The sequence below is a fragment of the Pseudomonas sp. GW823-FHT01D03 genome (assembly GCF_058798255.1).
The window spans coordinates 275,741-289,961 of the sequence record NZ_JBXAKK010000001.1; the positions used below are offsets into that span (position 1 = coordinate 275,741).

13 protein-coding genes are annotated in these 14,221 nt (G+C 60.7%); 6 read left to right on the plus strand and 7 right to left on the minus strand.

Translation table 11 applies throughout. From position 1 onward, the window contains the following. Window positions 1–5 precede the first annotated feature (5 nt). From AC1RBR_RS01210 to AC1RBR_RS01225, 4 genes are read left to right on the plus strand one after another with little or no spacing between them, the layout of a single operon-like run. Window positions 6–1,154 carry an ABC transporter permease gene (locus tag AC1RBR_RS01210; RefSeq protein ID WP_492562597.1) on the plus strand — a complete coding sequence of 383 codons (1,149 nt, stop codon included), beginning with the start codon at window positions 6–8 and terminating at the stop codon, window positions 1,152–1,154. Then, on the plus strand, window positions 1,151–1,954 hold the full coding sequence (locus AC1RBR_RS01215; RefSeq protein WP_095139754.1) for an ABC transporter ATP-binding protein: 804 nt from the start codon (window positions 1,151–1,153) through the stop codon (window positions 1,952–1,954). Before AC1RBR_RS01210 ends, AC1RBR_RS01215 begins: the two co-directional genes overlap by 4 nt. Window position 1,955: 1 nt before the next feature. Then, window positions 1,956–2,894 carry an MlaD family protein gene (locus AC1RBR_RS01220; RefSeq protein ID WP_095139753.1) on the plus strand — a complete coding sequence of 313 codons (939 nt, stop codon included), beginning with the start codon at window positions 1,956–1,958 and terminating at the stop codon, window positions 2,892–2,894. Then, window positions 2,891–3,517: an ABC-type transport auxiliary lipoprotein family protein gene (locus tag AC1RBR_RS01225; RefSeq protein ID WP_095139752.1), complete on the plus strand. Its 627-nt coding sequence runs from the start codon at window positions 2,891–2,893 to the stop codon at window positions 3,515–3,517. The genes AC1RBR_RS01220 and AC1RBR_RS01225 overlap by 4 nt, the downstream gene beginning before the upstream one ends. A gap of 120 nt (window positions 3,518–3,637) precedes the next feature. On the opposite strand, the gene AC1RBR_RS01230 is transcribed toward AC1RBR_RS01225, so the two are convergent. The 5 genes from AC1RBR_RS01230 to AC1RBR_RS01250 all read right to left on the minus strand — a co-directional run bounded on the left by AC1RBR_RS01230 (window position 3,638) and on the right by AC1RBR_RS01250 (window position 8,098). Then, complete coding sequence (locus AC1RBR_RS01230; protein ID WP_481396171.1) at window positions 3,638–4,867, minus strand: nucleoside recognition domain-containing protein; 1,230 nt, start codon at window positions 4,865–4,867, stop codon at window positions 3,638–3,640. A gap of 205 nt (window positions 4,868–5,072) precedes the next feature. Next, entirely contained in the window at window positions 5,073–6,404 is a 1,332-nt protein-coding gene (gltP, locus tag AC1RBR_RS01235) for a glutamate/aspartate:proton symporter GltP (protein ID WP_038364978.1), read from the minus strand. Window positions 6,405–7,109: 705 nt separating this feature from the next. Then, on the minus strand, window positions 7,110–7,574 hold the full coding sequence (locus AC1RBR_RS01240; protein WP_115986472.1) for an inhibitor of vertebrate lysozyme family protein: 465 nt from the start codon (window positions 7,572–7,574) through the stop codon (window positions 7,110–7,112). 2 nt (window positions 7,575–7,576) lie between these two features. After that, the gene (locus AC1RBR_RS01245) at window positions 7,577–7,741 is read right to left on the minus strand and encodes a DUF1328 domain-containing protein (protein ID WP_003177151.1); all 165 of its coding nucleotides are present in this window, start codon (window positions 7,739–7,741) and stop codon (window positions 7,577–7,579) included. A gap of 72 nt (window positions 7,742–7,813) precedes the next feature. Beyond that, entirely contained in the window at window positions 7,814–8,098 is a 285-nt protein-coding gene (locus AC1RBR_RS01250) for a hypothetical protein (RefSeq protein WP_047297449.1), read from the minus strand. A 426-nt stretch (window positions 8,099–8,524) separates the two neighbouring features. On the opposite strand from AC1RBR_RS01250, the gene algB reads away from it, so the two are divergent. Continuing rightward, a complete protein-coding gene (algB, locus tag AC1RBR_RS01255; protein WP_003220286.1) occupies window positions 8,525–9,871 on the plus strand; it encodes a sigma-54-dependent response regulator transcription factor AlgB in 1,347 nt (448 codons plus the stop codon). Between the two features lie 10 nt (window positions 9,872–9,881). After that, the gene (locus tag AC1RBR_RS01260; RefSeq protein WP_166495113.1) at window positions 9,882–11,672 is read left to right on the plus strand and encodes a KinB sensor domain-containing domain; all 1,791 of its coding nucleotides are present in this window, start codon (window positions 9,882–9,884) and stop codon (window positions 11,670–11,672) included. Here the strand turns inward: AC1RBR_RS01260 and AC1RBR_RS01265 are convergent. Further along, complete coding sequence (locus AC1RBR_RS01265; RefSeq protein ID WP_481396998.1) at window positions 11,669–13,282, minus strand: EAL domain-containing protein; 1,614 nt, start codon at window positions 13,280–13,282, stop codon at window positions 11,669–11,671. The genes AC1RBR_RS01260 and AC1RBR_RS01265 overlap by 4 nt on opposite strands. A gap of 76 nt (window positions 13,283–13,358) precedes the next feature. Then, on the minus strand, window positions 13,359–14,138 hold the full coding sequence (locus tag AC1RBR_RS01270) for an N-acetylmuramoyl-L-alanine amidase (RefSeq protein WP_492562603.1): 780 nt from the start codon (window positions 14,136–14,138) through the stop codon (window positions 13,359–13,361). Between the last annotated feature and the right edge of the window lie 83 nt (window positions 14,139–14,221).

Below are 14,221 nucleotides of genomic sequence, written 5' to 3' on the forward strand. Positions count from 1 at the left end.
AGCTTATGATCAGCAGCTCAATGAGCGGTAATGCCCAACTGGACACGTCAATCAGCCCTGCCCGCCTGCGGGTTTCCGGGGACTGGACGCTTGCCCATTACGCCGACCTCAAGCACCTGACCGAAAAACTGACCGGCCAGTACGACGCCGATACCGTGGTCGACCTCAACAGCCTCGGTGCGCTCGACACCGCGGGCGCTTCGTTGCTGGCGGAGCTGCTCGGTTCCGAGCGTCTGGGCAAATCCGCCGAACACCCCGACTGCACGATTTCCCAGGCTGACCGCGCGCTGCTGCAAACGGTGTATCGCTCGTTGACCGACTTCTGCGTGCCGGTCAAGGAGCCGGAAGTCAGCGTCAGCGTGCAACTGCTGACCCGCATCGGGCGCGCCGTGGAAACGGTCTGGCAGGACACCCTGCAAGTGCTGGGTTTCATCGGCCTGATCCTCGAAACCATCGCCCGCAATCTGCTGCGGCCCAAGCGCTGGCGCATCACCCCCGTCGTCGCCCACATCGAACAGACTGGCCTCGACGCCGCGCCGATCGTGGCACTGCTGACTTTTCTGGTCGGCGCGGTGGTGGCGTTTCTCGGCGCCACAGTGCTGGCCAGTTTCGGCGCGACGATCTTTACCGTGGATCTGGTGGGCTTTTCCTTTTTGCGTGAGTTCGGTGTGTTGCTCACGGCGATCCTGATGGCCGGGCGCACCGCCAGTGCGTTCACCGCGCAGATCGGCTCGATGAAGGCCAACGAGGAGATCGACGCGATCCGCACCCTCGGCCTCGACCCGATGGAGCTGCTGGTGGTGCCGCGCGTGTTGGCGATGCTGGTGGCGCTGCCGATGCTGACCTTTCTGGCGATGCTCTGCGGGATCATCGGCGGTGGCGTGGTGTGTGCAGTGTCGCTGGGTATTTCGCCGGCGATGTTCCTCTCGCTGCTGCAAAGCGACATCGGCATTCAGCACTTTCTGGTCGGCCTGGTGAAAGCCCCGGTCTTTGCCTTCCTGATCGCCACGATCGGTTGTCTGGAAGGCTTCAAGGTCAGCGGCAGCGCCGAATCGGTCGGCGCCCACACTACGTCTGCCGTGGTGCAGTCGATTTTCGTGGTGATCGTGCTCGATGCGGTGGCTGCGCTGTTTTTCATGGAGATGGGCTGGTGAGTCGTCTACCCCGCGCGCCCTCGGAGGCGGTGATCGAAGTCCGTGGCCTGTGCAATCGCTTTGGCAGCCAGAGCGTGCACGAGAATCTCGATCTGGATTTGTACAAAGGCGAAATCCTCGCCGTGGTCGGCGGCTCCGGCAGCGGTAAATCGGTGCTGTTGCGTAGCATTGTCGGCCTGCGCCGGCCCAGCGAAGGCAACGTGAAGGTGTTCGGGCAGAACCTGCCGAGCCTGTCCGAGCATGAGCGTTCGCTGGTCGAGCGGCGCTTTGGTGTGTTGTTCCAGAAAGGTGCGCTGTTCTCCTCGCTGACGGTGACCGAGAACGTCGCCCTGCCGCTGATCGAACACGCCGGCCTGAGCCGCCACGACGCCGAGCATCTGGCGGCGGTGAAGCTGGCGCTGGCCGGGCTGCCGCTGTCGGCGGCGGACAAATACCCGGCCTCGCTGTCCGGCGGGATGATCAAGCGCGCCGCGCTGGCGCGGGCCCTGGCGCTGGATCCGGACATCCTGTTTCTTGACGAACCCACCGCCGGCCTCGATCCGATTGGCGCGGCGCAGTTCGATCAACTGATCCTGACCCTGCGCGATGCGCTGGGCCTGAGTGTGTTTCTGGTGACCCACGACCTCGACACGCTCTACACCATAACCGACCGGGTGGCGGTGCTGGCGCAGAAGAAGGTGCTGGTGGCCGGCCCGATCGATGTGGTGTCGGAAACCGATGACGCGTGGATTCATGAATACTTCCACGGCCCGCGTGGCCGCTCGGCGCTGGACGCCGCCAAATTGCTCAACGAGGTATGACATGGAAACCCGAGCCCATCATGTGTTGATCGGCCTGTTCTCGGTGATAGTGGTTGCAGGCGCCCTGCTCTTCGGCCTGTGGCTGGCCAAGTCCAGCGTCGACAGCGAGTTCAAGGATTATGAAGTGGTCTTCAACGAGGCGGTCAGCGGCCTGTCCAAGGGCAGCCCGGTGCAGTACAGCGGGATCAAGGTCGGTGATGTGGTCAACTTGCGTCTCGACCCGAAAGACCCACGCCGGGTGTTGGCGCGGATTCGTCTGGGCGGTGACACCCCGGTCAAGGAAGACACCGAGGCCAAACTGGCACTGGCCGGGATCACCGGGACCTCGATCATTCAGCTCAGCGGCGGCACCCCGCAGAGCCCGAAGCTGCGTGGGCATGACGGCGATCTGCCGACCATCGTCGCCTCGCCCTCGCCCATTTCCCGGCTGCTCAACGACAGCAACGACCTGATGACCGGCATCACCGCGCTGCTGAGCAATGCCAACCAGATGTTCTCCCCGCAGAACGTCGAGCGCGTCAGCAACACCCTTGCGCATCTGGAGCAGACCACCGGTTCGATCAACGATCAGCGCGGCGACCTGCGCCAGGCCATGCAGCAACTGGCGAGCGTCGGCAAACAGGCCGGCAGCATGCTTGAGCAAACCTCGGCGTTGATGCGCAACGCCAATGGCCTGCTCAACGATCAGGGCAAGCAGGCGCTGGGCAGTGCCGAGCAGGCGATGAAGTCGCTGGAGCAAAGCAGCGCCACCATCAACGGCCTGTTGAGCAAGAACCAGAACTCCCTCGACAACGGCCTGCAGGGCCTCAATGGTCTGGCGCCGGCGATTCGCGAACTGCGCGAAACCCTGACCTCGCTGCGCGGCATTTCCCAACGCCTGGAGGCCAACCCCAGCGGCTACCTGCTGGGCAGCGACAAGAACAAGGAATTCACCCCATGAAGCTGACTCACTTCGCCCTCCTCGCCAGTTTCACTCTGCTCTCGGCGTGCTCGATCCTGCCCAAGGCCGAGCCGTCGGATGTCTATCGCCTGCCCGCCACGCAAGCGCCCGCCTCGTCCAGTTCAGCGGCGACCCAGCACTGGTCGCTGCGCCTGAACAAGTTGCAAGCCAGCGAAGCGCTGAACCGGCCGAACATCGCGGTGATTCCACAGGGTGATGTGATCAGCAGCTACAAGGCCTCGCGCTGGAGTGATCCGGCGCCGGTGCTGGTGCGTAATCGGCTGCTCGATGGCTTTGCCCGCGATGGTCGGGTGACGCTGCTCAGTACCGATGACAGCAACTTCGCTGCGGATCTGGAACTGGGCGGCAGTTTGCAGGCGTTTCAGACCGAGTATCAGGGCAATCAGGCCAGCGTCGTGGTGCGCGTCGATGCGCTGCTGGTGCGCGGATATGACCAGAAGATCCTCGCCAGCCGCCGCTTTGAAGAGCGCCAGCCTTTGAATGACGTGCAGGTGCCGGCGGTGGTTGCGGGGTTTGGACAGGCCAGTGATCGTCTCACTGCAAAGGTCGTCGCGTGGGCTGTTCAGCAAGGGCAGCAATTCGCCCAACAACCCAGACCTTGAACCCCACGCAAAACCAATGTAGGAGTGAGCCTGCTCGCGATAGCGGTTTACCAATCACATCAGTGGTGACTGAATTACCGCTATCGCGAGCAGGCTCACTCCTACAGTTTTGATTTGTGGTTACCCGAAGAACCAGTAGCAGACGCCGATGGCGCCGAGTACGCCGGCCAATTCAGCCAGCAGCGCGCATCCAACGGCGTGCCTTGCGCGCTGAATCCCCACCGCACCGAAATACACCGCCAGCACATAGAACGTGGTTTCGGTACTGCCCTGAATCGTCGCCGCCACCAGCGCCGGGAAGCTGTCGACACCGGAGGTCTTCATGGTCTCGATCAGCATCGCCCGTGCGGCGCTGCCGGAAAACGGTTTGACCATCGCCGTCGGCAATGCATCGACAAACCTTGTGTCCCAACCGGCCCATTCGATCAGATGACGAATGCCATCCAGACCAAAGTCCAGCGCTCCCGAGGCACGCAGCACGCCAATCGCGCAGAGCATCGCCACCAGATACGGCAGCAGGTTCTTGGCGACGTCGAAGCCCTCCTTCGCGCCCTCGACGAACGCCTCGTAGACCTTCACCTTGCGTAACGCGCCGATCACCAGGAACAGCATGATCAGGCCGAACAGCGTCAGGTTGCCAAGGATCGACGACAGCCCGGCCAGCGCCGTAGCCGACATTGTCGCCAGCAGCGCCATGAACCCGCCGAGGATCAGTGCGCCAGGAATCAGATAGGCCAGCACCACCGGGTCCCAGATACGCAGGCGCTGCATGAACGCTACCGAAAGGAAGCCGACGATGGTCGAGCAACTGGTCGCCAGCAGAATCGGCAGGAATACCAGGGTCGGGTCCGGTGCGCCTTGCTGGGCGCGGTACATGAAGATCGTCACCGGCAGCAGAGTCAGCGACGAGGCGTTGAGCACCAGGAACAGGATCTGCGCGTTGCTGGCGATGGTCGCGCTGGGGTTGAGCTCCTGCAGCGCCTTCATCGCCTTGAGGCCGATTGGCGTGGCGGCGTTGTCCAGGCCCAGGCCGTTGGCGGCGAAGTTCAGGGTGATCAGACCGAGCGCCGGGTGCCCCGCCGGGACTTCCGGCATCAGCCGCAGGAACAGCGGGCCCAGCACTTTCGCCAGCCATTCGACGATCCCGGCCTTCTCGGCGATGCGCAGGAAGCCCAGCCACAGGGTCAGCGTGCCAAACAGCAACACCATGACCTCGACCGAGAGCTTGGCCATGGCGAAAATGCTTTCCACCATCGCCGCGAAAATCCCGGCGTTGCCACCGACCAGCCACTGCACCAGCGCAGATATTGCTGCCACGACGAAGAAGCCAAGCCACAGGCCATTAAGCATCAGTCAAATCCCCCGGAAGATGCGGCGAATGATAGCGGGGTCGCCAGAAACGACAAACCCCGGATTGCTCCGGGGTTTGTCTGTTCGGCATGCGCCGATCCAATGTGGGAGCGGGCTTGCTCGCGAAAGCGGTGTGTCAATCAACGGAGATGTTGAATGTACCGGCCTCTTCGCGAGCAAGCCCGCTCCCACCAGGGTGTTTGCATTATGGCTTCGAGATCTCGCCAGCCGGCAGTTTTTCCTTGCTGCGCCAGTGCGGCAGGGAGTTCCAGTAGCGCTCGCCCTTGGCGTCGTCGTACATGCCTTCCCAACGCGCGATAACCAGGACTGCCAGAGCGTTGCCGATCACGTTCAGTGCGGTACGGGCCATGTCCATGATGCGGTCGACACCGGCGATGAACGCCAGGCCTTCCAGCGGGATACCGACGCTGCCCAGCGTCGCCAGCAGCACCACGAAGGACACGCCCGGTACGCCGGCGATGCCTTTGGAGGTGACCATCAGGGTCAGCACCAGCAGCAATTGCTGGCTGATCGACAGGTCGATGCCGTACAGCTGGGCAATGAAGATCGCGGCGATCGACTGGTACAGGGTCGAACCGTCGAGGTTGAACGAGTAACCGGTCGGTACCACGAAGCTGCAGATGGCTTTCGGTGCACCGTAGGCTTCCATCTTCTCGATGACGCGTGGCAGCACGGTTTCCGAGGAGGCGGTGGAGTAAGCCAGCACCAGCTCATCCTTGAAGATGCGCATCAGCTTGATCACCGAGAAGCCGAACAGCTTGGCGATCAGGCCCAGCACCACGAAGGCGAAGAAGGCGATGGCGACGTAAACCAGGATCACCAGTTTGGCCAGCGGCAGCAGCGAGGCGAAGCCGAAGTTGGCGACGGTCACCGCGATCAGGGCGAACACGCCGATCGGCGCGTAGTTCATGATCATGTGGGTGACTTTGAACATGCTTTCCGAGACGCCCTGGAACATCTTCACCAGCGGCTCGCGCAGGTCCGACTGCAGGCTCGACAGACCGAGACCAAACAGCACGGAGAAGAAGATGATCGGCAGCATTTCGCCGCGGGCCATGGCCGCGAAGATGTTCGACGGGATCAGGTTGAGGATGGTCTCGATGAACGCGTGTTCATGCTGCACTTCGGCGGCGGTCGCCTGGTACTTGGAGATATCCACCGTGCCCAGGGTGCTCATGTCGATGCCGGCGCCCGGGTGGAACACGTTCGCCAGCACCAGACCGACAAGGATCGCGATGGTGGTGACGATTTCGAAATAGATGATGGTCTTCAGGCCGATACGCCCGAGTTTCTTGGCGTCGCCCACGCCGGCAATGCCGACGATCAGGGAGGAGATGACGATCGGGATCACGATCATCTTGATCAGACGGATAAAGATATCGCCTGCCGGTTGCAGGACGTTGCTGATCCACCAGGCTTTTTCGGCACTGAAGTGGTTGAGCAACGCACCAATTGCAATCCCTAAAACCAGACCGATGAGGATCTGCCAGGCGAGGCTGAGTTTTGCCTTCTTCATTATCTTTACCCTTACTTGCGTTTGACTCAGGCACATGCAGGAACTGGAACGCTCTGTCAGCGGAAAAGTCTGTGCATCTGCCTCCGTATAAGGTGCCCCGAAGCGCGTATTTACGGCTCTTCGGCAGGCGAAAAAAGGCGCAACTATTCCGATGCAAGGTTGCGCCGTCTAATGCCGTAAACGCCTACCCTATGCCGAATCGGCATGAGCTTTTTTAATTGAAACTGGCGTCCCAACCGGTTCGATTACGACATTTCAGCCGGCATAAGTGCCGTGAACCGGCCATTACAGCCGAGATTGGTTGTTTTTTGAACGAGTGAATTCGACGGAAAATTCAAGAAAAAGCCTACATTCGCAGACTAGATGTCCCACTGTTTAAAGGGATTCTTTCTCGATATACGGTCGCCAGGAAACACCGCGTAATGTTTTCGCACGCAGTGTGAGGCATTCAAAGACGAGCAGGACGCTCTGGATCAATGTTTTTTGCATCGGATAAAGCTCAGCGCAAGTCCGTCGAGCCACTGAGGGTCGGCGAACCTGCGTCGCAGCTTTTACCCTGACCCGGCCCTCGCGCAGGCACTCCCTGTACCCGTAGGTCACTCCGACCCTGTAACAGTCAGAACGTCCCGGCCCCCTGGTCATGCGCCGACCTTCCTCGGGTGGGCGCAATGGAAGGCAGCGAGGCCGCTGCCTTCATGTTCAAACTCAGTACCACTTCGGATCTTTCTTCAGGGTTTCCATCAGCAGATCCTGCATGCCCTGATCGGGCTTGCCGAAGAACCTGTACGTGGCATGTCGCGTTGGCGACTTGTCGGACGGCAGGCCTTCGGGCACATCAACCAGCATGCCGTAGGCATCGTCCTTGTCGAAGCTGAACGCGACGATCAAGCGATGGTTGAGGCACTTGTCTGCATTTTCGCAGAGCGGGCCAACCAGATACTTGTCGCCATCTTCTACCACCGCGTTCATCTGCTGTTCGGAAGTGCCGGACAGGTTCATCACCCATTCCGGCAGGCGTTCTTCGTTCTTTACAACGCCTTGCCAGGTTTCGCGGTATTGCGGGTCGGAGCTGAGCAGCTCATTGACCCGCGCCTGGCCATCATTGGCCGCCATCGCCATGGCACTACCGCCCAGAAGCAGGGCGGCTGCCAGTGTCTTTAAAGCACTCATCGTTAACCTCGGCCGCGACGGCCAAAGAAGAAGGAAGCGATGAACATCACCAGGAACACGACAAAGAGAATCTTGGCGATACCCGTGGCGGTGCCCGCGATACCACCGAAGCCCAGTACGGCGGCGATGATGGCAATGATCAAGAATGTAATTGCCCAGCTCAACATGGTGATTCTCCTTACTTCTCTATTTAGGGATATTGCGTGTTCCGGCGCCAAGCGCCCGAATTCTTCGGTTTGTCAGAAAACCCAACGCTCTTCACGTGGCAGTTGATCCAGCGGCTGTGGCTGATCGACATCCATCATGCGCATCGAGGCGCTTTCGGCCTGACTGCTGCTGACAGCGCTGAAGTGCGTTTGCGTGCTGTGTTGAATCGAGATCAGTGGCTCAGGCTTCTGGCTGTTTTCCCAGCTCAGGTATTGCTGGCAGGCGATCAGGGTGATCAACAGTGCAAGTACGCCAAACAGGCCTTGCTGAATATGCAGTGGCGAGATACGCACTTGGGCGGCACGTTGGCGAGTCATCCTGGGTTCCTCACTCTTATTCGGTTGGGGCAGTGGAATCTGCCCGGGCTGAATGAGGTATTGCAGGCTGCATGCCAGTTTTTTATTTGAAAAATATTCAATAAAATCAATGAGTTATAAGTGTAGAAAATTCAGCGATGGACGCATCCTGCACGATGGGTCATCTGCGGTCGTGCGAAATGCATGATTATTTCGTAGGAGATTTCATTCTTATGGAATTGAGAGCACGTCCCGGATGTCAGAAAAGTACGCAGGGAACCCCCTGCAACTCGGTGATTGTTTAAAAACTCAACAAAATCAACAGATTGGCCGTGAAGGCAGGAGAGAGCTACCCTCCTATGGCTCGCATCGTTCAGAATCAACCATGCAACTTGCCCGATTTTTCCGGGACTAACCCAAGATCAATCACTATGGAGCGTAGGAAAAATGGAATCTGCCACTGAGCATCAAGGCCGCATTCTGCTGGTGGACGACGAGTCCGCCATCCTGCGAACCTTTCGTTACTGCCTCGAAGACGAAGGTTATACGGTGGCCACCGCCAACAGCGCGGCTCAGGCTGAGGCATTGTTGCAACGTCAGGTATTCGACCTGTGCTTCCTTGATTTGCGTCTGGGTGAAGACAACGGTCTCGATGTACTGGCGCAGATGCGCGTTCAGGCGCCATGGATGCGCGTGGTGATCGTCACCGCGCACTCGGCGGTCGATACCGCGGTGGACGCGATTCAGGCGGGCGCCGCCGACTATCTGGTCAAACCGTGCAGCCCCGACCAGTTGCGTCTGGCCACCGCCAAGCAACTGGAAGTGCGCCAGCTCTCGGCGCGTCTGGAAGCTCTTGAAGGCGAGATCCGCAAACCCAAGGACGGCCTCGACTCACACAGCCCGGCGATGAAAGTCGTGCTGGAAACCGCGCGGCAGGTCGCCGGTACCGACGCCAACATCCTTATCCTCGGCGAATCCGGCACGGGTAAAGGGGAACTGGCCCGAGCCATTCATGGCTGGAGCAAGCGCGAGAAAAAATCCTGCGTGACCATCAACTGCCCGTCGTTGACCGCCGAGCTGATGGAAAGCGAGCTGTTCGGTCACAGTCGTGGTGCGTTTACCGGAGCCAGTGAGAGCACCTTGGGACGAGTCAACCAAGCGGACGGTGGCACGCTGTTTCTCGACGAGATCGGCGATTTTCCACTGACATTGCAACCCAAGTTGCTGCGGTTCATTCAAGACAAGGAATACGAGCGGGTAGGGGATCCAGTGACTCGCCGTGCCGATGTGCGGATTCTCGCCGCGACCAACCTCAATCTGGAGGACATGGTGCGCGACGGGCGCTTCCGTGAAGACCTGTTGTATCGCCTCAACGTCATCACCCTGCATTTGCCGCCGCTGCGCGAGCGTGCCGAAGATATCCTGACCCTGGCCGACCGCTTCCTCGCGCGCTTCGTCAAGGAATATGCGCGTCCGGCGCGGGGCTTCAGTGACGAGGCGCGCGAAGCACTGCTGGGTTATCGCTGGCCGGGCAATATTCGTGAGCTGCGTAACGTGGTGGAGCGGGCGAGCATCATCTGCCCGCAGGAGCGCGTGGAAATCAGTCACCTCGGCATGGCCGAGCAACCGGCGAACAACGCGCCACGGGTCGGCGCGGCGCTGAGTCTCGATGAGCTGGAAAAAGCTCACATTGGCGCGGTGCTGGCGACGGCAGGCACTCTGGATCAGGCAGCGAAAACCCTCGGCATCGACGCGTCGACCCTGTATCGCAAGCGCAAGCAGTACAACCTGTGAGCGCGCGACGATGAAACTGGCGATGAAGTTGCGCACTCGCTTGTTCCTGAGTATTTCTGCGCTGATCACCGTCGCGTTGCTCGGGCTGTTGCTCGGGCTGGTCAGCGTGATGCAGATGGCCGGTACACAGGAAGCAACGATCCGCAGCAACTTCGTGACCCTCGACCTGGGGCTTAAATTGCGCCAGACCCTCGGCGATCAACTGGTGCTGATGCTGGCCGAAAAGCCCGATCCCGCCGCGTTCGAAGCGTCGAAGCAGCATTACCTGCAATTGCTGGATGAAGGCATTTCGCAGCAGGTGGAGGACGATGGCCGGCAGTACGGGTTTACCCAGGCCAAGGCCGATTACCTGCGTTTCCTGCAGGCGTTCGAGATGTCGCGTGACCCGGGCAATGTGCTCAGTGGCAACAGCGACCTCAGAGAACGCTTCAACATCTTGCGCAACGGTTTGATTACCGAGCACAAGCATGCGCTGGACAACATCAACGCGGTGCAGCATGACGCCCGGGAAAGAGCACTGCTGGTCTCCGGTCTGCTCGGGCTGGTGGGACTGGCGGTGTTGATCATCGGTTTTGTCACGGCCCATGCGATTGCCCGGCGTTTTGGCGCGCCAATCGAGGCGCTGGCGCAAGCGGCGGACAACATCGGCCAAGGCAATTTCGAGGTGACGCTGCCGATTTCCTCGGCGATGGAAATGAACCAACTGACCAAGCGCTTCGGGCTGATGGCCGAGGCGCTGCGCGAGCATCAGGCGACCAACGTCGACGAGCTGCTGGCTGGTCAGCAGCGTCTGCAGGCGGTGCTAGACAGTATCGACGACGGCTTGCTGATGATCGACCGCGAAGGGCATCTGGAGCACCTCAATCCAGTGGCCCAGCGCCAGTTGGGCTGGGACAGTGATCGTCTCGGTCAAGGTCTCGGCAGTGCGCTGGAGCGCCCCGAGCTCGACGCACAACTGCAACTGGTGCTGCGCGGTGGCACCCTTGAGCGCGCCCCGGAAGATTTGAGCATCGAGGTCGATGGCGAATCACGCTTGCTGACTTACAGCCTGACACCGGTCAGCCACACTCAGGGGCATATTCTTGGCGCGGTGATGGTGCTGCACGACGTCACCGAGCAGCGGGCTTTCGAGCGGGTGCGCAGCGAGTTTGTGCTGCGCGCCTCCCACGAGCTGCGCACGCCTGTCACAGGCATGCACATGGCGTTCGGCCTGTTTCGCGAACGGGCGAAGTTTCCCCCGGAGTCACGCGAGGCGGACCTGCTCGATACGGTCAACGAAGAAATGCAGCGCCTGATGCAGTTGATCAACGACTTGCTCAATTTCTCGCGCTATCAGAACGGTTTGCAGAAGCTCACCCTGGCGCCGTGCTCCATCGAAGACTTGCTGGAGCAGGCGCAATCGCGCTTTGCGGATGCGGCGGCGGCCAAAGGCATTGCCTTGAACGTCGAAGTGCAGGGGCCGTTGCCGCGCCTGCAGGCCGATCAGGCGCAACTCGACCGGGTACTGGATAACCTGATCGATAATGCTCTGCGCCACACTGCCCGCGACGGGCAGATCCGCCTGCAAGCGCGTCGACATGGCGAGCGGGTGATCATCAGCGTCGAAGACAACGGCGAAGGCATTGCCTACGGGCAGCAAGGGCGGATTTTCGAACCGTTCGTGCAGGTCGGGCGCAAGAAGGGCGGCGCCGGGCTCGGTTTGGCTTTGTGCAAGGAAATTGTGCAGTTGCATGGCGGGCGCATGGGCGTCTATTCGCGGCCGGGGCAGGGTACGCAGTTCTACATGGCGCTGGCGGTCTAGGCTTCGTCATCCAGTCGGCGCCCGGCGAGGCGTCGTCCACGGGTGATCAGTTCGATGAACTGCACCGCACTCAAGGCCTGGGCGAACAGCCAGCCCTGACCGAACTTGACTCCCTCACTGCTGAGAAACACGGCTTGCGCTTCATGCTCGATGCCCTCGGCAATCACTTTCAGATCCAGTGCCTGCGCCATGTGAATGATGTGCGGAGCAACGCCGCTGCTGGCCGCGTCATGACCGAGTGCGTCGATGAAGGCCTTGTCGATTTTCAGGCAATCCACCGGCAACGTTTGCAGGTAGGCGAGACTGCAATAACCGGTGCCGAAATCGTCGATCAGCACCTGATGGCCGACATCGCGCAAGGCTTGCAGGTTCTCCCGCGCCACCACCACGTCGATCAGCCCGCGCTCGGTGACTTCGAAGGCAATCTGCCGCGCCGCGACCCGGTGCAGGGTCAACAGTCTGGCCATGACCTGACCGATGCGCGGCACCATCACGTCGCACGCCGCGAGGTTGACCGAGATGTACAGCTGCGGATTCGCGCGTAGTACCGGCCCCAATTGCTCCAGCAGCCGCTGCAGGACGAAATCGGTCATCTGCCGAATCTGCCCGGTGTTTTCTGCCAATGGAATGAACAGGTCGGGGCTGGTCAGGGTGCCGTCCGGACGACGCCAGCGCAGCAGGGCTTCGGCGCCCACGCAATTGCGACTGTCGAGGTCGAAGATCGGTTGATACAGCACTTGCAGCTCGCCACGCCGAATCGCACCCTGCAGCTCGGCGTCCAGTGACTGGCGCTGGCGCACCAGCAGAAACACGAAGAAGCCGGCAAACGCCCCCAGCAGCAGGCAGGCCGGCACCATCCACCACCAGACCGCGGGAATGTGCATGCCAGTGCGCGGGGTGATCAGCACTAACTGGTATTCCGGATTGTTGGTAGGCATGCGGTAGATCAGGCGTGACTGGGTGACTTGCAGGGCCTCGCGGCTCTTCGGTGGCCAGGTTTCGCTCGGTGGCCAGGTCTGCGCGGTGCCTAGTACCGGAATCGCTCGCCTGCCGTGGTCGAGTACCACCAGCAGGCTGCTGTCTGGTGGCAGGTCGACCATGTCGGTCAAATGCCCGCGCGATGTCGCCACACGGAAGTTGCCGCGCCCGAGCATCAGCGCTGCGCGGTTTTCATCGGGTTCGGTGGTGGTGTTGAGCCAGTAGCTATAGGTCGGCCCTTTGATGTCCGGCGCGCGGACCACCGACAGTCCTTCCTGGCGGGGGCGGTTGGAGCAGATCCGCGAACCGTCCATGTAGGCCGCTTCATAGACGAAGCGATAGTTGAAAGTGACTTGTTGCAGGGTTGCGATCATTTCGTCATCGCAACTGCGCAACGGCTGCGCCTCCAGGTCATCGAGACTTTCGCGCAATTGCCCGAACAATTGCTCGAGCCGGGCCAGAAAGCGCTCGCCCTGGGTGTTCATCTCCTGGCTTTCGTTCTGTTCGATCTGGCGCATGGCGACGAACATTCCGCCAGCGATCAGCAGGCTTGCACTAAGGACAGCCGCGATCATCGCCAAAAACCACGGGCGATAAAACCAGCTACGCAGCGTCGCTCGGGTAGCAACCATCATGGAATATCCGAAGAATTACCAATGAGTTATAGCTGCTGATTTCGATTTCGCCCTGACCGTCGGGCGGGCGTCATTATTTTGTCTGATTGAGTACCAGCAACAACGCCGCCGTTTGTGCGTCCGGCGTACCGTCGAAACGGGAAGGGCGGAAGTGCATCTGGAAGGCTGCCAGTACATGGCGGGTCGCTACGTCCAGCTCGCCGGTCTGCGGGGTGTCATAACCCACGCGTGCCAGTTGCGCCTGGAACCAGCTGATGCTCGGCAGTTCGGCGTTGAACTGCAGCTGCTGCCGCGCCACCGCTTGTTCGTTGGGCCATACGCCCAGGCCTTCGGCGGCCAGACGTTTCCATGGGAACAGCGGGCCGGGGTCCAGTTTGCGCAGCGGCGCGATGTCGCTATGGCCGATGATATGACGCGGGCTGATGCCCTGGCGCCGGCTGATGTCCTTGAGCAGGACGATCAGCGATTGAATCTGCGCTTCGCTGTACGGGTACCAGAGGCGCCCGGTCGGCGTGTCCTTGAAACCCGGATTGACGATTTCGATGCCGATCGAGCTTGAGTTGAGCCAGGTGCGGCCCTGCCATTGGCTTTCGCCGGCATGCCAGGCGCGTTGGTTTTCATCCATCAGCTTGTAGATGGTGGCGCTCTTGTCGTCGCCGATCAGGTAGTGGCTGCTGACTTCGCCGTGGGTCAGCAGTTGCAGCGAACGCGCGAGCGACGCCGAGGTGTAATGCACGATCACGAACTGCACGCGGCTGTCGTGATTGGCCGAAGGATGGCTGGTGTCGTAACGCGGGCCGCTGGCACAACCGGCCAGAACGAGCAGCGACGCGAGGAGGGTAAAAAATTTCATGGCAGGGGGGCAGTACACGCAAGACAGTAATGCAACAGTGTAACGTACTGCTTTGCGTATCGACGGCCAATGGGCTGATTTAA

Coding starts and splice junctions, on each gene's coding strand:
- algB (WP_003220286.1), top strand. CDS start 8,525: ATGGAATCTGCCACTGAGCATCAAGGCCGCATTCTGCTGGTGGACGAC.
- gltP (WP_038364978.1), bottom strand. CDS start 6,404: ATGAAGAAGGCAAAACTCAGCCTCGCCTGGCAGATCCTCATCGGTCTG.
- AC1RBR_RS01210 (WP_492562597.1), top strand. CDS start 6: ATGATCAGCAGCTCAATGAGCGGTAATGCCCAACTGGACACGTCAATC.
- AC1RBR_RS01260 (WP_166495113.1), top strand. CDS start 9,882: ATGAAACTGGCGATGAAGTTGCGCACTCGCTTGTTCCTGAGTATTTCT.
- AC1RBR_RS01225 (WP_095139752.1), top strand. CDS start 2,891: ATGAAGCTGACTCACTTCGCCCTCCTCGCCAGTTTCACTCTGCTCTCG.
- AC1RBR_RS01240 (WP_115986472.1), bottom strand. CDS start 7,574: ATGAGTGCTTTAAAGACACTGGCAGCCGCCCTGCTTCTGGGCGGTAGT.
- AC1RBR_RS01265 (WP_481396998.1), bottom strand. CDS start 13,282: ATGGTTGCTACCCGAGCGACGCTGCGTAGCTGGTTTTATCGCCCGTGG.
- AC1RBR_RS01245 (WP_003177151.1), bottom strand. CDS start 7,741: ATGTTGAGCTGGGCAATTACATTCTTGATCATTGCCATCATCGCCGCC.
- AC1RBR_RS01250 (WP_047297449.1), bottom strand. CDS start 8,098: ATGACTCGCCAACGTGCCGCCCAAGTGCGTATCTCGCCACTGCATATT.
- AC1RBR_RS01230 (WP_481396171.1), bottom strand. CDS start 4,867: ATGCTTAATGGCCTGTGGCTTGGCTTCTTCGTCGTGGCAGCAATATCT.
- AC1RBR_RS01270 (WP_492562603.1), bottom strand. CDS start 14,138: ATGAAATTTTTTACCCTCCTCGCGTCGCTGCTCGTTCTGGCCGGTTGT.
- AC1RBR_RS01220 (WP_095139753.1), top strand. CDS start 1,956: ATGGAAACCCGAGCCCATCATGTGTTGATCGGCCTGTTCTCGGTGATA.